The organism is Bacillus sp. BACIII, assembly GCF_057836745.1.
The window spans coordinates 1,893,720-1,910,337 of record NZ_CM174437.1 but is presented as its reverse complement, the minus strand read 5'-3'; the positions used below and the strand labels follow the sequence as shown (position 1 = coordinate 1,910,337).

The window sequence follows — 16,618 nt, the reverse complement described above, 5'->3', positions numbered from 1 at the left end:
CTAATACCAGAGAACAGAAGGGATCAGCAAGCATGAAAATAACAATTTACGACGTGGCCGAAAAAGCGGGCGCTTCCAGCTATGCCGGATGATGATAGATTTGAAGTAAAAAAGCAAAGGCTCAGCCAGCCTTTGCTTTTTTATGATTCGTATGAAAAAAAAAATGTAGTCAGTCGGCACGCCTTTATATCCCATTTGATGAAGCATCGCGGTTATATTGCCGCGATGGTATGTGCCATGATTCACAACATGGCGGATCACATCGGCATATGTCGTCTGGAGCGATCCCAGACGCGGGTGGGAAATGGAGATCGGACTTTCCGGGTTCTCCAATTCTCTTAAAAATTTGTTGTATTCTTTGTCCAGCTCAGTCATTCTATGTTCAATCGCCGCAAAATCTCCGCCGAGCTTTTCAAATTGGTCAAATTGCGAGACGATTTGTTCGTAAGTTTCTCCGTAAAGCACATGAAGCCAAATGTAATCAGCCCGGTATATATGCACAAGCACGGCGTTCACAGTCGGAAAAACACTTTGCAGTTTCTGCTGTAAGCTTGCAGCGGGCAAGGTCTTCAGATGCTGGAGGACCTCCTTATTCGCCCATCTGTGATAGTGATAAAGCTTTACAATGTCTGACACTCCAATTCCCCCTTTTCCTTTCGATACATTCAACATGGCTTGGGAGAATTCCTTTTATCTGAGCAAAAGCGCCGCAAAATAAAAAGCCGCACCCCACATCACTAATGCCGAGCATTTATTCAGGATGCCGAGCAGCTTGCCGCCTGTATCCGCTGTTTGAACGAGCCGTCCCGCAAATGCCAGTCCGGCGAACCATACCCAGGACACCGCGATACAAGCACCGGCAAACAGCCATTTATCAATTCCCGGATAGGCGGCGGAGCTTGTGCCGATGACACTGACGGTATCCAAAATCGCATGAGGGTTCAAAAGGGACACCATGGCGGCTGTGGCCGCCTGTTTTTTCGCCGTGAAAACCGTTTTTTCCGCCTGTTCGGCCTGCGGCTTGCTTCGCCATGTCTGCCAGCCTAAAAAACTGAGAAACAAAAAGCCGCATATAAGCATGACGGTCTGAAAGAGGGGAATCTCTGCAATAATGACTGACACGCCTGCGACGGCGGCGCTGATGAGGATCGTATCGCATATCGCGGCAACTGTGACTGCGGGAAACGCCTGCCACACATGTTTCTGCCAGGCTCCCTGCTGAAAAATAAACACGTTTTGCGCGCCCAATGGCAAAATAAGACCGAAAGCGAGCATCACTCCGTGAAGAATAGCATTCATGTCGTAAACTCCTCCAATCATCAACTGAAAACTATTGTAAACGCCCCGTGTGCGGATGTCTCCGGCCATTTGGCTGACGCTTGAACCAGCCAAATGTATAATGAGTAAACAAGGAGGGATTCGTATGAAAAGCTGGCGTCCGGATCGTGAGTCATACATACCGCTTTATCTTCAGATTGAACAGCATATCAAAGAAAAAATACTTCATGGGGAATGGACGATCGGCACGAAAATTCCCTCGCAAAGAAAGCTCGCCGAGGAGCTTCAAGTCAATCGAAGCACAGTGACGGCGGCAATTGATGAGTTAATCGCCCAAGGTCTTCTGGAAGGAAAAAGAGGGGGAGGCACAAAAGTCGTCAACAATACGTGGAGCATGATGGCGGCGGCTAAGCCGCTTGATTGGACCGCATATGTGACATCGGGAAGTCATCAGCCGAATTCAGCCTTGATTCAGGCCATTAATCAAAACGAGCCGCGTCCGGATCTGATCAGGCTGGGGACAGGTGAGCTGAGTCAAGAGCTGCTGCCTGAGCAGGAGACGGCGGAACTGTTTCGTGAAGCGGGAACTAACATTTTTGCGCTCGGCTATGAAGAACCGAAGGGCAGCCTTCAGCTTCGGCAAAGCGTTGCGGAACATTTAAAAACAAAGGGGATTCACGCGTCCCCGGCCTCCATCGTCATCGTCTCGGGCGCGCTGCAGGCGCTTCAGCTCATTTCAATCGGGCTGCTAAAACCAAACTCCGTCATGCTGACTGAAAATCCGTCGTATCTCCACTCCCTGCGCGTGTTTCAATCAGCGGGCGTCACGCTTAAGGGAGTGCCGATGGATGAGAACGGAATCAAAACGGACCTTCTTCCCGCTTACCGTCGGCAATACGAAGCGGGACTGCTGTACACCATTCCGTCATTCCATAATCCGGCGGGAACGGTGATGTCACTTAAGCGGAGAAAGGAACTCATCGCACTTGCAAGAAATCACCGCCTGCCTGTCATTGAAGATGACGCATACGGTGATTTATGGATCGATAAAGAACCGCCGCCTCCGTTAAAATCGATGGATGGTGAGGGGAATGTGCTTTATATCGGCACACTGTCAAAAACCGTAAGCCCGGGTCTGCGCATCGGATGGGTCGTCGCCCCTGAGCGGGTTGCAGACAGGCTCGCCGATATTAAAATGCAGACGGATTACGGTTCCAGCGCTTTATCTCAATGGGCCGCATGTCAATGGCTGTCAAGCGGCCGCTATGAAAAGCGTCTCTTGCGTCTCAGAAAGGAACTCAAAATCAGAAGAGATGCGGCACTGCGTTTTCTTGAAAGATACGCGGGAGATATTGCGGAGTGGCGTGTGCCGGAGGGAGGGTTTTATATTTGGGTCACCTTTCATCAAGCGTTCGCCGTTCAAACGTTTTTCACCCGTGCCTTGGATGCCGGCGTGCTGATCAACCCGGGCGCTCTTTATCTTCCCGAAGACCGGAAAAGCCTGCGTCTTTCCTATTCGTACGCATCCTTACCGGACTTGGAAAAAGGCATTCAAACGATAGCGGACATCGCCCGCCGTTTCGTTTGATAAAAGGTCACGTTACAATGGCTCCGAGCGCTTCTGCGAATGTAACGGCATGCGCCGGAGAGATTCGGCATCCTTTCAGCTTATCAAGTGAGATGTGCAGGTGATCAAATGTGCACGTGCTGATATCCATGTTAAAAAGGGATGTGCCGATGAAGTTCGCGCCGTTCAGATCACATGCCTCAAGATCTGTGTGTTCAAGCGCGGCATCATTCCACTCGCTTTCTGTAAGAGCACACGTGTCGAACCGGACATGCTTCATATTGGAATAGCTGAAGGAGCTGTAATTTGCGAGGCAGTCTTCAAACCGTACATTGCGCATGGCAGCATCGGCCAGATTCAAACCGAGAAGTTTTGAATGCTGAAAGACTGTTCTATGGATGATGCTTCCGCTGAAATCTGCGTTTGAAACATCACATTTTTCAAACAAAACATCCGTACATTCCATATGTCTGAAAGAGACATCTGTAAAAACGGTATTTCTGAAAATGACTTTTTCGGCGCGCAGGCCGTGCAGTTTGCCGCTTATGATGCCGTTTTCAATGACCGCTTCTTTGATCTGATCGTCCTGAAGCGCTTCAGCGAAAGAAAGCACCGGCAGCTCTTTCGGGATTTTCGGTTTTTGGATCGTATTCATCTCATACTCCCTTTTCATAAAAAATAGCTGATCAGCAGTTGACAGATATCGTTTCATACCCGGTGTCCTTGCCGAATTGCATGTTGCTTTATGAACAAAGGGTAATAAAAAAGCGGGGAGGCGTCAATACGGCAGCTGATGCAAAAGCGCTCAGAGGATGCTTCTCTGGGGGCTTTTTCTGTTTCAGGAGAATTCTTTATACATGATCACATGGGGGGCCGGTGCCGGGTATTCAAAGGGGCCGCCGGTGCTTTTCCAGCCGAGCTTTTCATAATATCCCTTTACGTGACATCTAACGTGCTTCCCGCTTTTTGCGTCCGGTATTCCTCAAGCGCCGCCATGCCGCGCAGCACGTCGTGTCTGATTGCGTACGTGTCTTCTGCTGTGATAAAAAGCCGCCTGTCACATCAGGCGGCTTCTTGATTATTAATGCAAATATACATCGGCCCGCTTTTCATCCTTTTGCTTAATATAAGCAGCAAGCTCTGACGTCAAATCAGACCGGAGAAACGGGGTGATTAAATAAATTCCGTTGAACAGTTCGCACGCAGTGTCAAGAAGCGACTTGGCGATGGCAAGGCCCTCGGCTTTCTGCTTCCGCTTGTCTTCGCCGGCGAGCGCCATTTTTTCGCGGATGCTGTCAGAACAGCTTAATGCCCGGGATTTCATGATGAATGAACTCTGCATTGCGGCTGCTCGTTAACGGCATGATTCCGATATACACCGGTGTATTGAGATGTTTTGTTTCATGATGAATGTCAATGAGCTGCTGCTCTGAGTAGACAGGCTGAGACACGAAGTAGTCAGCGCCGCACTCGATTTTTTTCTCCAGCCGTTTTACGGCCTTATCCAAATGACGGACATTCGGGTTAAACGCCCCGGCTACGGAAAAGTTTGTTTTCTTGCCGAGCGGTTTCCCCGATAAAGAAATGCCCTCGTTGAATTGTTTAATCAGTCTGATCAAGTCAAAGGACGTTAAATCATAGACGGAGGTAGCCCCCGGAAAGTCGCCGATTTTTGAAGGATCGCCGGTGATGGCTAAAATGTCGGTAAGCCCGAGCGTATCCAGCCCCATTAAATGTGACTGAAGGCCGATGATGTTGCGGTCTCTGCATGTAATATGGACGAGAGAACGGATATCAAGGCGTTCTTTCAGCAATGAACCGCAGGCGGCATTGCTGATTCTCGGTGTCGCCAATGAATTGTCGGCGAGCGTCAGTGCTTCTATGCCGGTTTCCTTTAATTCTGCCGCCGCTTGCAGAAATTTGTCAAAATTCAATTTTTTCGGCGGGTCAAGCTCTACGATAATTGACCGTTTTTGCGCGGCGATTTCGTTTAAACCCGGCTCGGTCCGTTCATCCCGGACTGAGATGACTTCTTCTTCCCGCCTGATTTTCACTTCTTTATCAGTGACGGGTGAAAGTCCGCGGACCGCTTCAGCCATGGCTCTGATATGGTTGGGCGTCGTGCCGCAGCAGCCGCCGATAATGCGAGCGCCCTGAGTGCGGAATTGTACGGCGCTTTCCCGGAAATAGGCATCATCCGTATCATAAACAAGCCGGCCTTCTTCTAAGGACGGAAGACTGCTGTTCGGATAGACCGATAAATAAGCGTCACGGAAAATCGGCACTTCTGTCAGCGCTTCAATCATGTGGTACGGGCCGAGCCGGCAATTGATTCCCGTTATATCAGCGCCGAGATCGGCAATTGAACTGAGAGCTTCCCGAAGCGGCGTTCCGTCCTGAAGCACGCCCTGCTCGTGCATGGATACGTTCAGCATGATCGGAAGTTCAGTTTCTTTTCTGGCGATCTTCAGCACTTCGCGCGCCTCTTCTAAATCATAGTATGTTTCCAAAAGCAGGCCGTCCGGCTCTTCGTGCAGCAATAAATAAAGCTGCTCCCGAAAGCTGCGTTTAATCTCTTCAAGGCTGTAGGCGTTTTTGTTAAAGGTGCGGATGCCGCCCATCGTTCCCAATACATAAGCGCTGTCTGAGGAAGCGCGCGCGATTTTGACCGCTTCCTGATTGATTTTTTTCGTTTCATCCTCAAGGCCGTATCTGGAGAGCTTAATAAAATTCGCGCCGTACGTGTTCGTCTGGATGATGTCTGCACCTGCTTCCACGTATGCCTTATGTATCCGCTTGATCTCATCGGGCTTAGATACATTCAGCTCCTCAAAACATCTGTCAATGCCGTAGGAGTAGAGGAGAGTGCCCATCGCGCCGTCTCCGATTAAAATCCGTTCTTCTAAGTCTTGTAATAGTCCCATTGTTTGCCTCCTTCATCACATTCAGCAAGGAAAAAAGAGAAATAAAAAAAGTCTTCTTAAGAAGAAGACTTTGTAATCATTTGTCTCTCTTCTTATCTTCCAAGCTGTTTTTAGCTTGCTGGATTTAGCACCTTGGTCATGGTTTGGGTAAACCACTACACCGGTTGCTGAAGCGTCGTCGGGCCAGTCCCTCGGCTTCTCTTGATAAGAACGTTCATGTAATTGTCATGGGTTTCCAAAACTTAACTGTGAAAATCCCTTTCTCCAAATTTACCGAAAATAGAGACAATAATCAATAGGAATCACATAATTTATCTGAAATTAATAAATTGAACGTCAATCGGCAGGTCTGCTCCGCGGACAGCTGCAATAATCTGCTGCAGATCATCTTTATTTTTTCCGGTGACGCGCACTTGGTCATCCTGAATCTGCGACTTAACCTTCAAGCCGGAGTTTTTAATCACCGCGTTGATTTTTTTGGCGTTGTCTTTATCAATCCCCTGTACAAGCTTCGCGCGCTGGCGCACCGTGCCTCCCGATGCATTTTCGATTTTGCCGTATTCAATGTTTTTCGTCGGCACGTCCCGTTTAATCAGCTTGCCGCTCAGCACATCCTTGAGCTGATTCAATTTAAACTCATCATCAGAAATCAGAACAAGTTCTTCCTTTTCTAAAGTCACATCGCTTTTAGATCCTTTAAAGTCATAGCGCGTGCTGATTTCTTTCAGCGTCATCTGAATCGCATTCTGCACTTCAGGAAATTCAACTTTGGATACAATATCAAAAGAACTTTCTTTTGCCATGAGAAAACCTCCTATAACATTTCACTTATGTGTTGATTATAGTAGAATAAAGAGAAATGTCCAACAGCACAAAGCATGAATTTGTGCGAATTGGAAAAAATGAGAAAAACATCAGCCTCTGACGGGCGAAGCAGGAAGGACGATAACATGAAACCAGGGCAGCAGCTCACGCTTAGTATAGATCACCAGACCGATTTCGGTTATTTTTTAACGGACGGCGAGGATACGGTTCTTTTACATAACAGTGAAATCACGGAAGATATCGAAGACAGAGATGAAGTGGACGTATTTATTTACGTCGACCATCAGGAAAGACTCGCGGCGACGATGAAAAAGCCGCTTATCAGCTTTTATGATTACGGATGGGTGGAAGTGACGGACGCTGTGGAAGATATGGGCGTATTCGTCGACGTCGGTCTGTCAAAAGACGCGCTTGTCGCAACGGAGCACCTGCCTCCGTACAAATCCGTCTGGCCGCAGAAAGGCGACAGACTGTATTGCATGCTGAAGGTGACAAGCCGCGGACGCATGTTTGCCAAGCCGGCGCCGGAGGATATCATCAGCGAATTATTTACGGATGCAGAGGAAGACGTCATGAATAAAGACTTGACAGGCACGGTGTACAGACTGATCGCATCTGGCTCTTTTCTGATTACAGATGAAGGCATCCGCGCGTTTATTCACCCTTCAGAAAGAAAGGAAGAGCCGAGACTCGGCAGCCGCGTGACAGGGCGTGTCATCGAGGTGAAGGAAGACGGGTCCGTCAACATGTCGCTGCTGCCGAGAAAGCAGGACGCGCTTTCGGTTGACGCAGAAGAGATTCTGACCTATCTGAGATCAAGAAACGGCGCAATGCCTTACGGAGACAAAAGCCATCCTGACGATATCCGCGAACGGTTTCATTTAAGCAAAGCCGCCTTTAAGCGGGCGCTCGGGCACCTGATGAAAAACGGCAAAGTGTATCAGGAAAACGGCTGGACATACGAAAAACAATAAATATTCTGCAAAAACATCGGTGAACAAAAACCGATGTTTTTTATTTCCTCAAAATCCGCTATATCCTGCATTTATTTATCAGATCCGCCGGTTTACTATGTAACTGGCGAACTTATGGCCGTACAGAAAAAACAGCCCTCTTTTTCTAAGGTAAGAGGGCTGTTTTGCATTTACAGATGGTCCGGTTTTTTTGAATTCTGGTTTTTTCCCGCCTGCCGGTTTTTTTCGGCAAGCCGGTTCTTTTTTTGATTTAAGGCGTTATGATCCAGCGGTTTTTTGTCATCATCTTTCATATGGCAAAGCCTCCCTTCTTTACGATAGGATGCCCGCCGGCATTGGAAATTATGGCTTCAGGAAAAAAATCGCGAGCGTTCCCGGACCGGAATGGGCGCCGATGGCGGAACCGATTGAATGAAGAATGATCTCTTTCGGACCGAACGCATCTTCAATCATCTCTTTCATGCGAAGCGCCGTCTCTTCATTGTCGGCATAGCTGATTCCGACTGTTTGATCCGGCCAATCGCCGCCTTCTTCCTTCATCATTTCTAAAATCCGTTTAAACAGTTTCTTCTGTCCGCGCAATTTTTCGAGCGGCACGAGTCTGCCGTCAGCCACATGCAGGATCGGTTTGATGTTCAAAAGCCCGCCGACAAAAGCGGACGTTTTTGAAATCCTGCCGCCCCGCGCGAGATAGGCGACATCATCGACCGTAAATATATGTTTCATCCGTGCGCAAAAGCTCTTTACAGACGTTTCGATTTCTTGTATTGTATTCCCGTTAACACAGAGTGTTTGCGCATGCATCACCGCGAGGCCGCAGCCCAATGAAGCGCATTTGGAATCTACAATCCGTAAATCAAATTCGGGAAATTCCTCTTTGATTTCATTGGCGACCATCACGGCCGTCTGATAAGTGCCGGAAAGACCTGAAGAAAAGGCAATGTAAATCGCCGGCTCTCCCAGTTCCGCGTATTGTAAAAATACTTTTTTTATCGTATCCGGTGATGCCTGGGATGTTTTCGGGACTTTCCCATCCCGCATCGCTTGAAATATATGATCCGCCTGAATGGTGACCGCGTCCTCATATTCGTTTCCATCGAGTGTTACGTGCAGCGGAATGAACCCGATCCGGTTTTCTTCAATGTAAGATTGCGGCAGATCAGAGGCGCTGTCAGCAATAAGGTGAACTGTCATCATAATTCCCTTCTTTCCATTTGGTGAGAGTGATGCCAACTATATCATATAAATGTGGCAAAATAGTGTTCAAAACTTTGTTTTAAGGGAAAAGCTAATAATGAAAATGAGCGGAGGAGCAAGCCATGGTACTTGAACAAGTAAAAAAATTAGCAATCGTCGTCATCGGCGCGTTTCTATATGCGGCGGGGCTGAATTTATTTCTGATACCGGCGAATGTATATGCCAGCGGTTTTACCGGTGTCGCCCAGCTGCTGTCAAGCGTCGTTGATCAATACGCCCCTTTTTATATTTCGACAGGAGTTCTCATGTTCCTCTTAAACATTCCCATCGGTGTGTTAGGGTGGCTGAAAGTCGGCAGATCATTCACCGTATACAGCATATTAAGTGTAGCGCTGACGTCCGTCTTTATGGGAATTCTCCCGGAAATGAGACTGTCGCACGATATTCTCCTGAATACCGTATTCGGAGGAGTCATCTCAGCCATCGGCATCGGTTTAACGCTGAAATTCGGCGCGTCTACAGGGGGTCTTGATATCGTGTCGATGGTGCTGGCCAAATGGAAGGATAAACCGGTCGGCACGTATTTCTTCATTTTGAACGGGATTATCATTTTGACGGCAGGATTATTGCAAGGATGGGAGAAAGCATTATATACCCTTGTCGCTCTTTATGTCACAACAAGGGTGATTGACGCCATTCATACCCGCCACATGAAACTGACCGCTATGATCGTTACGAAAAAAGCCGATGAAATCAAAGAAGCGATTTACGGAAAAATGGTCCGCGGCATTACGACGGTGCCGGCAAAAGGCGCTTACACAAACGAACAGAAAGAAATGATGATCATCGTCATCACGCGGTACGAATTGTATGATCTTGAGAAAATCGTGAAAGAGGTCGACCCGAAAGCCTTCACAAACATCGTGCAAACGACGGGAATCTTTGGTTTCTTCAGAAAAGACTGATAGGAGCGGATAGAATGAAGTGGCTGTTTGGCCTGTTATTACCGGTCATTTTATTGATCGGGTGCAGCAGTCAATCCGGGCAGAAGGAGCCCGCTGAGGAGGTATCCGGAGAGATGAATGAACAGCAAGCGGAATTAGCCGTAAATCCTGTGCAGACGGATCAGCAGATCGAATTTCAAATGTCTTTAAAAAACAAAAGCGAAAGTCCGATCGATTTCACATTCAGCTCAGGGCAGAAATTCGAATTGACCGTACATGATCAACAGAACAAAGAACTGTACCGCTATTCAAAAGACAGAATGTTTACCCAGGCGTTTCAGACCATGACCTTAATGCCGAATGAAACGTATGACTTTTCAGATGTGTGGAAAAACGCGCCAGGACCGGGGACATACACGGTCACCGTGACGTTTTTAGGAAAGTCCGATCAGATCGGAAAAAGACTGAAAACGGTAAAAACATTTGAAGTAAAATAAAAAAGCGGCGCCCTCGTCCAGACGGGGCGCCTTTTTTTATTGCAATTTATCCAGCTGATCCTGAAATTGGTGCAGCTGCTGACGTTCTGCATCCGTCGAATTGGCGTACGCGGAAGACACGGCATTTTTGGCGCGTGAGACAGCTTTTTCCCGGTCGCCGTCCTCGAAACCATTAGCAATCATGACAGCCTGCTGGACAAATGACTTGGCTTGAGAGAACAGTTCGTTTCTCATTAAAAGTCAACCTGTCTTTCGGCTGCGTCTTTTGATGCATCATGCTGTGCTTCCTCTAATGTAGACCGATATGGAAATCTTGCGTCATGAAGACTGACAGAGTCCTTGCCTTGCTGAATAAACCGTTTTGATTTGTTTCGTTTACCCATTGCAATGTCCCCCTTCCATATTTAGACGAGATGAGTCGTCTGTTTTAGTATGGGCGGAAGGCTTCGGGTTATGAGCGGGAAAATCTCATAGGGAGAAATAGGATTTTAAAAACCCGGCGATTCCGTCCGCTTCATTTGAGCCCGTGACGCGGTCAGCAGCTTGTTTGACTTCATCCGTGCCGTTTCCCATCGCGACACCGCACCCGGCAAACCGGAGCATTTCAAGGTCGTTGTCTTCGTCGCCGAACGCGATGATCCGTTCTCTCGGCACTTGGTAATAGTCGCTGATTTTCTTCAATCCGACCGCTTTATTCATCCCATGTTTAATAATTTCAATCACATGCCACGGAGCCGCCCATCTTCTGTGGTCAATGACCTCGGCGTGCACATCGGATAAATGTGCGCGTATGTCCGCCACGTCCTCTTCCTTCGCGTGAATTAATACGGACGTCACATCCTCTTTGACCGTTTCACGCAGATCACCGAACGTGACATTCGCCGTATTCATATGAAACGCCTCGATTAAATGCTCATCATGATAATGAAAATACACATCATCAATGACCTCAGCGAGCACATTATGTATTTGATAGGTCTCTGTAAGTTCGGCAAGCTGTCTGACCACATCGACAGATAAAGACGTGTGGTAGCGTCCCCATGACTCGTCTTTCGGATGGTGGACAAACGCCCCGTTAAAATTGACAATCGGCGTTGTCAGCCCAAGCTCGTCATAATATATCGAACTGGAACGGAAAGGGCGGCCGGTTGAGATGCAGACATGATGGCCCGCTTCTTTCAGCGTCTGAATCGTCCGTGCCGTTTCAGGGGAAATGGTTTTATCATCTTTTAATAATGTTCCATCCAGATCTAAGGCGATGAGATAAGGTTTTGTCTCCATAAATAACTCCTTTTGTCATATGATTTGCTGTTTTTATCTTATGTACAGTGTAGCTTTTTACCATCTTTATTGTCTACATGTTACACTTATGATTATGGTTATCCTAAGGAGGGAGTCAACGTGATTCTTATTGATCATCAAACCGTATCAGGCATTCCGTTTTTACATATTGTAAAAGAAGAAAATCGGGACCGTCCCGCTCCCCTTGTTTTCTTTATTCACGGTTTTACAAGCGCGAAGGAACATAATCTTCATTTCGCTTACCTGCTTGCTGAAAAGGGCTTCAGAGCCGTGCTGCCGGAAGCTCTTTACCACGGTGAACGCGCTGAACAGCTGTCAGCGGAAGAGCTCGCCGTCCATTTTTGGGACATTGTATTAAATGAAATTGAGGAGCTTGACGTGCTGAAAAAGGATTTTGAAACGCGCGGTCTGATTGAAGACGGGCGGATCGGTCTTGCGGGCACGTCAATGGGCGGGATTACGACATTCGGCGCGATGGCTGCGTATGATTGGGTCAAAGCCGGGGTCAGTCTGATGGGAAGCCCGAACTACACGGCGTTTTTTCAGCAGCAGATTGACCACATTCAAAAGCAGGACATCGAAATTGATGTCACAAAAGAACAGGTCGATGAACTGTTTGCGCGGCTCAAACCGTTTGATCTCAGTCTGGAACCGGAAAAACTCCGCAGCCGCCCGCTGTTGTTCTGGCACGGCGTTCAGGACAAAGTCGTACCGTATGCACCGACCCGCGGCTTTTATGAGTCGATTAAACCGCATTACAGCAGCCGGCCAGAGCATCTTCAGTTTCTGAAAGACGAACGGGCTGATCATAAAGTCCCGAGATACGCCGTTTTAGAAACAGTCGCCTGGTTCGATAAGCATTTATAAAGCACAAAGGTGTTAACAAAAGCCGCTTTTACGTTATACTGAGGAAAAAGGAGTGATGGAACGTGGAAGAAGCATTAAAAGAAAACATCATGGGCGCCTTGGAGCAGGTCGTTGACCCTGAGCTCGGCGTCGATATCGTCAACCTCGGCCTCGTATACGATGTCGATATGGATGACGACGGCCTGACGCACGTTACAATGACACTGACATCAATGGGGTGCCCGCTCGCTCCGATCATCGTCGACGAGGTGAAAAAAGCGCTCGCTGACATTCCGGATGTAAAAGAGACGGAGGTTCACATCGTCTGGAATCCGCCGTGGACGAGAGACAAAATGTCACGCTACGCGAAAATCGCATTAGGGATTCAGTAATAAGAAAATGCACCCCGGATTTTAGGTACACCCTAAAGTTTGGAGGTGCTTTTCTTTTGTCTGCATAAAACCTTTATATATAAAACGTCATATGGGGTTTATCTTTTTTGTAATAGGACAGTCTGTCTTGGAGTGTGCCTGTGTGGAATTCAAATTTATGTCCATCAGGATCAGTAAAATAAATTGATTTTTGATCCTGCTGATCTCGGGGCCGTCCGTTTAATATATTTACATTTAGATTTTCCAGCCTTTGATGTATTTCATCAAAATCGCTTGGATCAATTGAAAAAGCCGTATGTGTGTAGGATTTATGTATTTCATTCCTTGGAATATCTTCCTCTAAGTTCAGCGCAAGCCAAAGCCCATTCAGATCAAAATATGCTGTTTTTTGCCCTTTAACCAGGAGCTGTGCATGAAATACTTTTTCATAAAATTCTATGGATTTTTCCAAATTTGAAACAGAAAAAAGAAGATGATTGATTCCTTTTATGTTCACGTTCCCACCTCATTTAACATGTTTATTATATATAAAGAGTATATACCAACTAAAAAAATTTTCAGCGGTCGCTGCAGGCCGGCGTGCGGAAAAAAGGGCAAATCACTAAAAAACTCCGAGTGTTCCAGCATTCGGGGTTTTTTTCGGTATCGGGATAAAAAGGAAAAAAGAGGGCGGAGTCGTGATATAATAGACCGGCTGTACGCGAGGGAGGAACATATGAAGAAAAAAATACTTCTCATTATCCTTAGCATCCTAGTTTATACGACGCTGTTCGCTGTTTCTGTCTTCCACAAAGAGCGGCATCAGCAGGCGGAAACAATGACGGATGTCAGCCGTCTCATGCCGGTGAAAATTAAGCAGACGGTCAAAGGAAAAGAGAAAGAAACATTGGTCGAAACGATTACGGAAGCAAAAAGAAAGCATCTGAAGATCTCGATCGCAGGCGCCCAGCACTCAATGGGCGGCCAGACGTATTATGAAGACGGTATCGTTCTCGACATGACGGGGTACAACAAAATACTCGGTCTCGACCGAAAGAAAAAAATCATCAGGGTGCAGGCGGGGGCGACGTGGAATGATATTCAGCGGTATGTCAATCCGTACGGACTCGCGGTAAAGGTCATGCAGTCGCAAAACATCTTTACGATCGGCGGCTCACTGAGCGCCAACGCTCACGGCCGGGATATCCGGTACGGCTCGCTGATTGATACGGTTAAATCGTTTCATCTTTTAAAGGCGGACGACAAAATCGTTACGGTCACTCCGAAAGATGACCTGTTTTCAGCCGTCATCGGCGGGTACGGCCTGTTCGGTGTGATACTTGACGCAGATATTGAGCTGACAGATGATGAGCTATACGAAATGAAAACGAAACGCATGAACGCTGATACATACAGTCAATATTTTACCCGGCATGTACAGCACAATCCTGCCGTGCGCATGCATCTTGCACGGATCGCAACAGGGGATAAAGGCTTTTTGCACGATATGTATGTGACTGATTACACGCTCTCAGACAATCAGACTGAATTAAAGCAGCACAATGAACTGAAAGAAGATGAGCATCCGGCGCTTACGAAATTCGCGCTCGGCCTCTCCCGCCGGTATGACTGGGGAAGAAATTGGCTCTGGTCGGCCCAGCAGTCTTATTTTCTCGGCCAAAACGGCGTGAAAATCTCCAGAAATAATGTCATGAGGTCAGAATCGAAATTTTTGGAATATGAAAACACGGACAATACCGACGTGCTTCAGGAATACTTCGTACCTGTCGGCGAATTTGCGCCGTACATTCATGATTTGCGCACGGCGCTGTCACACGAAGATCTCAATCTTGTAAATATTACGATCCGCTACGTGCAAAAAAATGAAAAAGCCGACCTGTCATATGCAAAGGATGATATGTTTTCGCTCGTTCTATTAATCAATGAAGGGTTTTCAAAAGACAGTCAGGCGAGTGCGGCGCGGATCGTCAGAAAAATGACGGACACGGCATTGCGCCACGGCGGCAGCTATTATCTGCCATATATGCTGTACCAAACGAAAGAGCAGATGCGCAAGGCGTATCCGAAGAGCGACATGTTCTTTCAGAAAAAGCGTAAGTATGATCCGGATGACTTGTTTATGAATTATTTTTATCAGAGGTACAAATCATGAAACACAATCATTTAAAATGGCTGATCCTGTCTCAGAGCAGTGTCTTTTTTGCCGGCAGCCTGATCTTTCCTTTTTATATTTTGTTTATTAAAAACATCGGTTCCAGCTACACGCAATTCGGTTTGTCATACGGCTTGTTCGGCCTGAGCGGCGCTTTGATCCATCCACTGCTCGGCCGGCTGTCGGCAAGACTTGATCCCCGCTGGTTCCTTATGGCGAATTCGTGGGGCATGGCGGTGCTTCTCCTGACGCTCCCGCACATCACCGGCGTGCACCAGGTTTATGTTGTGCAGGTGCTTTTGGGCCTGTTCGGCGCCATGCAAAAACACGGCGAAAAAATCATGATCGCCGATTACACCGATGGCGGGGAGCGGGGGAAAAAAGTCGGCAGCTATCATTTTTGGACGGCCGTATTTTCCGCTGCCGCCATCATTCTGGGCGGCTTTCTTGCTGACTTCTTTACGGTTCACATTATTTTTTACGCAAGTTCTATTTTGTTTTTTATAAGCGGGCTGATGATGCTGAAGAAAACAGGCTGATCAAATCAGCCTGTTTTTTTGTTGGCCAAAACGGATGGAAAATGAATGAAGAATATTAAATATACAATTGAATTAATTTTTATTCATGTTATAATGTTAAATAATTTCACAAAAACCAAGAAGGTGAACCCGTTGAAAATTGGTATTATAGGCGCAACTGGTTATGGAGGCGCCGAACTTGTCAGGATTCTTAACCATCACCCTTATACAGACAATTGTATATTATATTCATCGAGCGATGAAGGGAAGGCATATGATGCTTCATATCCGCATTTGAGAAATATAGCGCCGCAATCACTTCAGCCGCTTCATATAGAAACGATCCGCAACGAAATTGATGTGATGTTCATAGCCGCTCCGCCCGGCGTTTCCGGGGAGTGGTCGCCGAAGCTGGCGGAGGCGGGCATTCCGGTCATTGATCTTTCCGGCGATCTGCGGATTCAAAATCCGGCCGTGTATGAAAAGTGGTATAAGCGGCAGGCCGCCCCGGAAGAAACGATTCAAAACGCGGTTTACGGTTTAGCCGAACTGCAAAAAGAAGAAATTCAGAATGCAAAGCTGATTGCCAATCCGGGGTGTTTTCCGACGGCTGTGCTTCTCGGGCTCGCCCCGCTGGCGAAAAATAAGCTTTTACAAGATTCATTTCTGATTGTTGATGCGAAGACAGGCGTATCCGGCGCCGGCCGAAAAGCTTCCATGGGCACTCATTATTCTGAGCTGAATGATAATTTCAAAATTTATAAGGTCAATGAGCATCAGCACACTCCGGAAATTGAACAGCAATTGGCGGCATGGCAGCCCGGCATAGGTCCGATCACGTTTTCCGCTCATTTGGCGCCGATGACAAGGGGCATTATGGCGACGATGTATACCGACGCCCCTCCGGGAATGTCTTCTGCACAATTAAGAGAGTTTTATTCCGAATTTTACAAAGATTCATATTTTGTGAGGATCAGGCCGGAAGGTGAATTCCCGGCGACGAAAGAAGTGTACGGCAGCAACTTTTGTGACATCAGTGTCACTGTGGATGAACGAACAAACCGTGTGACCATCGTTTCTGTCATAGATAATCTGATGAAAGGCGCCGCCGGGCAGGCGGTTCAAAATTTAAATATCATGAATGGCTGGCAGGAAGAAACGGGACTTATGATGACGCCAGTCTATCCATAGAACGAAAGAGG

Annotated in this window: 19 protein-coding genes, 2 pseudogenes and 1 riboswitch; of the genes and pseudogenes, 9 read left to right on the top strand and 12 right to left on the bottom strand. The window is 47.3% G+C overall.

What is annotated here, in order from left to right:
- Both ACXN9U_RS09110 and ACXN9U_RS09105 read right to left on the bottom strand, forming a co-directional pair.
- Entirely contained in the window at nucleotides 1-636 is a 636-nt protein-coding gene (locus ACXN9U_RS09110; protein WP_489202465.1) for a DinB family protein, read from the bottom strand.
- 54 nt (nucleotides 637-690) lie between these two features.
- Entirely contained in the window at nucleotides 691-1,299 is a 609-nt protein-coding gene (locus ACXN9U_RS09105) for a LysE/ArgO family amino acid transporter (RefSeq protein WP_060963111.1), read from the bottom strand.
- 124 nt (nucleotides 1,300-1,423) lie between these two features.
- Here ACXN9U_RS09105 and pdxR point away from each other — a divergent pair, with 124 nt between their 5' ends.
- On the top strand, nucleotides 1,424-2,866 hold the full coding sequence (gene pdxR / locus ACXN9U_RS09100; RefSeq protein WP_060963110.1) for a MocR-like pyridoxine biosynthesis transcription factor PdxR: 1,443 nt from the start codon (nucleotides 1,424-1,426) through the stop codon (nucleotides 2,864-2,866).
- A gap of 7 nt (nucleotides 2,867-2,873) precedes the next feature.
- On the opposite strand, the gene ACXN9U_RS09095 is transcribed toward pdxR, so the two are convergent.
- The 4 genes and pseudogenes from ACXN9U_RS09095 to ACXN9U_RS09080 form a co-directional block, all read right to left on the bottom strand.
- Nucleotides 2,874-3,500, bottom strand: coding sequence for a pentapeptide repeat-containing protein (locus tag ACXN9U_RS09095; RefSeq protein ID WP_060963109.1), 627 nt, complete (start codon nucleotides 3,498-3,500; stop codon nucleotides 2,874-2,876).
- A 183-nt stretch (nucleotides 3,501-3,683) separates the two neighbouring features.
- Nucleotides 3,684-3,850: pseudogene (locus tag ACXN9U_RS09090) on the bottom strand (GNAT family N-acetyltransferase); the annotation flags it as partial.
- Between the two features lie 76 nt (nucleotides 3,851-3,926).
- Nucleotides 3,927-5,769, bottom strand: a pseudogene (locus ACXN9U_RS09085) (bifunctional homocysteine S-methyltransferase/methylenetetrahydrofolate reductase).
- Between the two features lie 89 nt (nucleotides 5,770-5,858).
- Nucleotides 5,859-5,980, bottom strand: a riboswitch (SAM riboswitch).
- A 100-nt stretch (nucleotides 5,981-6,080) separates the two neighbouring features.
- Complete coding sequence (locus ACXN9U_RS09080) at nucleotides 6,081-6,572, bottom strand: YajQ family cyclic di-GMP-binding protein (RefSeq protein WP_060562135.1); 492 nt, start codon at nucleotides 6,570-6,572, stop codon at nucleotides 6,081-6,083.
- Nucleotides 6,573-6,671: 99 nt separating this feature from the next.
- Here ACXN9U_RS09080 and ACXN9U_RS09075 point away from each other — a divergent pair, with 99 nt between their 5' ends.
- Nucleotides 6,672-7,568: a CvfB family protein gene (locus tag ACXN9U_RS09075; protein ID WP_201025258.1), complete on the top strand. Its 897-nt coding sequence runs from the start codon at nucleotides 6,672-6,674 to the stop codon at nucleotides 7,566-7,568.
- Between the two features lie 170 nt (nucleotides 7,569-7,738).
- On the opposite strand, the gene ACXN9U_RS09070 is transcribed toward ACXN9U_RS09075, so the two are convergent.
- Both ACXN9U_RS09070 and ACXN9U_RS09065 read right to left on the bottom strand, forming a co-directional pair.
- Nucleotides 7,739-7,861 carry a DUF3941 domain-containing protein gene (locus ACXN9U_RS09070; RefSeq protein ID WP_101605560.1) on the bottom strand — a complete coding sequence of 41 codons (123 nt, stop codon included), beginning with the start codon at nucleotides 7,859-7,861 and terminating at the stop codon, nucleotides 7,739-7,741.
- A 49-nt stretch (nucleotides 7,862-7,910) separates the two neighbouring features.
- Nucleotides 7,911-8,762: a DegV family protein gene (locus ACXN9U_RS09065; RefSeq protein ID WP_438421588.1), complete on the bottom strand. Its 852-nt coding sequence runs from the start codon at nucleotides 8,760-8,762 to the stop codon at nucleotides 7,911-7,913.
- Nucleotides 8,763-8,887: 125 nt separating this feature from the next.
- On the opposite strand from ACXN9U_RS09065, the gene ACXN9U_RS09060 reads away from it, so the two are divergent.
- Together ACXN9U_RS09060 and ACXN9U_RS09055 are read left to right on the top strand one after the other, a co-directional pair.
- On the top strand, nucleotides 8,888-9,730 hold the full coding sequence (locus ACXN9U_RS09060) for a YitT family protein (protein WP_003155101.1): 843 nt from the start codon (nucleotides 8,888-8,890) through the stop codon (nucleotides 9,728-9,730).
- A 14-nt stretch (nucleotides 9,731-9,744) separates the two neighbouring features.
- Complete coding sequence (locus ACXN9U_RS09055) at nucleotides 9,745-10,206, top strand: BsuPI-related putative proteinase inhibitor (RefSeq protein WP_438421589.1); 462 nt, start codon at nucleotides 9,745-9,747, stop codon at nucleotides 10,204-10,206.
- Between the two features lie 36 nt (nucleotides 10,207-10,242).
- Here ACXN9U_RS09055 and ACXN9U_RS09050 read toward each other — a convergent pair whose 3' ends face one another.
- From ACXN9U_RS09050 to ACXN9U_RS09040, 3 genes are all read right to left on the bottom strand, one after another.
- Nucleotides 10,243-10,440, bottom strand: coding sequence for a DUF3813 domain-containing protein (locus ACXN9U_RS09050; RefSeq protein ID WP_269775535.1), 198 nt, complete (start codon nucleotides 10,438-10,440; stop codon nucleotides 10,243-10,245).
- The gene (locus tag ACXN9U_RS09045) at nucleotides 10,440-10,589 is read right to left on the bottom strand and encodes a hypothetical protein (protein WP_269775536.1); all 150 of its coding nucleotides are present in this window, start codon (nucleotides 10,587-10,589) and stop codon (nucleotides 10,440-10,442) included. The genes ACXN9U_RS09050 and ACXN9U_RS09045 overlap by 1 nt, the downstream gene beginning before the upstream one ends.
- An 85-nt stretch (nucleotides 10,590-10,674) precedes the next feature.
- On the bottom strand, nucleotides 10,675-11,487 hold the full coding sequence (locus ACXN9U_RS09040; protein ID WP_489202464.1) for a Cof-type HAD-IIB family hydrolase: 813 nt from the start codon (nucleotides 11,485-11,487) through the stop codon (nucleotides 10,675-10,677).
- A gap of 120 nt (nucleotides 11,488-11,607) precedes the next feature.
- Here ACXN9U_RS09040 and ACXN9U_RS09035 point away from each other — a divergent pair, with 120 nt between their 5' ends.
- Complete coding sequence (locus tag ACXN9U_RS09035; protein ID WP_316100675.1) at nucleotides 11,608-12,375, top strand: prolyl oligopeptidase family serine peptidase; 768 nt, start codon at nucleotides 11,608-11,610, stop codon at nucleotides 12,373-12,375.
- A gap of 62 nt (nucleotides 12,376-12,437) precedes the next feature.
- A complete protein-coding gene (locus ACXN9U_RS09030; protein ID WP_003155088.1) occupies nucleotides 12,438-12,746 on the top strand; it encodes a metal-sulfur cluster assembly factor in 309 nt (102 codons plus the stop codon).
- A gap of 73 nt (nucleotides 12,747-12,819) precedes the next feature.
- On the opposite strand, the gene fosM is transcribed toward ACXN9U_RS09030, so the two are convergent.
- Nucleotides 12,820-13,242, bottom strand: a complete 423-nt coding sequence (fosM, locus tag ACXN9U_RS09025; protein WP_489202463.1) for a FosM family fosfomycin resistance protein — start codon at nucleotides 13,240-13,242, stop codon at nucleotides 12,820-12,822.
- 219 nt (nucleotides 13,243-13,461) lie between these two features.
- On the opposite strand from fosM, the gene ACXN9U_RS09020 reads away from it, so the two are divergent.
- The 3 genes from ACXN9U_RS09020 (at nucleotide 13,462) to argC (ending at nucleotide 16,607) form a co-directional block, all read left to right on the top strand.
- A complete protein-coding gene (locus ACXN9U_RS09020) occupies nucleotides 13,462-14,898 on the top strand; it encodes an FAD-binding oxidoreductase (RefSeq protein ID WP_489202462.1) in 1,437 nt (478 codons plus the stop codon).
- On the top strand, nucleotides 14,895-15,437 hold the full coding sequence (locus tag ACXN9U_RS09015; RefSeq protein ID WP_489202461.1) for an MFS transporter: 543 nt from the start codon (nucleotides 14,895-14,897) through the stop codon (nucleotides 15,435-15,437). The genes ACXN9U_RS09020 and ACXN9U_RS09015 overlap by 4 nt, the downstream gene beginning before the upstream one ends.
- A gap of 132 nt (nucleotides 15,438-15,569) precedes the next feature.
- Nucleotides 15,570-16,607 carry an N-acetyl-gamma-glutamyl-phosphate reductase gene (gene argC / locus ACXN9U_RS09010; protein ID WP_489202460.1) on the top strand — a complete coding sequence of 346 codons (1,038 nt, stop codon included), beginning with the start codon at nucleotides 15,570-15,572 and terminating at the stop codon, nucleotides 16,605-16,607.
- The last annotated feature ends 11 nt before the right edge of the window (nucleotides 16,608-16,618 follow it).

Coding starts and splice junctions, on each gene's coding strand:
- ACXN9U_RS09050 (WP_269775535.1), bottom strand. CDS start 10,440: ATGAGAAACGAACTGTTCTCTCAAGCCAAGTCATTTGTCCAGCAGGCT.
- ACXN9U_RS09065 (WP_438421588.1), bottom strand. CDS start 8,762: ATGACAGTTCACCTTATTGCTGACAGCGCCTCTGATCTGCCGCAATCT.
- ACXN9U_RS09070 (WP_101605560.1), bottom strand. CDS start 7,861: ATGAAAGATGATGACAAAAAACCGCTGGATCATAACGCCTTAAATCAA.
- ACXN9U_RS09055 (WP_438421589.1), top strand. CDS start 9,745: ATGAAGTGGCTGTTTGGCCTGTTATTACCGGTCATTTTATTGATCGGG.
- ACXN9U_RS09095 (WP_060963109.1), bottom strand. CDS start 3,500: ATGAATACGATCCAAAAACCGAAAATCCCGAAAGAGCTGCCGGTGCTT.
- ACXN9U_RS09075 (WP_201025258.1), top strand. CDS start 6,672: ATGAGAAAAACATCAGCCTCTGACGGGCGAAGCAGGAAGGACGATAAC.
- ACXN9U_RS09105 (WP_060963111.1), bottom strand. CDS start 1,299: ATGAATGCTATTCTTCACGGAGTGATGCTCGCTTTCGGTCTTATTTTG.
- pdxR (WP_060963110.1), top strand. CDS start 1,424: ATGAAAAGCTGGCGTCCGGATCGTGAGTCATACATACCGCTTTATCTT.
- ACXN9U_RS09080 (WP_060562135.1), bottom strand. CDS start 6,572: ATGGCAAAAGAAAGTTCTTTTGATATTGTATCCAAAGTTGAATTTCCT.
- ACXN9U_RS09060 (WP_003155101.1), top strand. CDS start 8,888: ATGGTACTTGAACAAGTAAAAAAATTAGCAATCGTCGTCATCGGCGCG.
- ACXN9U_RS09040 (WP_489202464.1), bottom strand. CDS start 11,487: ATGGAGACAAAACCTTATCTCATCGCCTTAGATCTGGATGGAACATTA.
- ACXN9U_RS09045 (WP_269775536.1), bottom strand. CDS start 10,589: ATGGGTAAACGAAACAAATCAAAACGGTTTATTCAGCAAGGCAAGGAC.
- ACXN9U_RS09015 (WP_489202461.1), top strand. CDS start 14,895: ATGAAACACAATCATTTAAAATGGCTGATCCTGTCTCAGAGCAGTGTC.
- ACXN9U_RS09020 (WP_489202462.1), top strand. CDS start 13,462: ATGAAGAAAAAAATACTTCTCATTATCCTTAGCATCCTAGTTTATACG.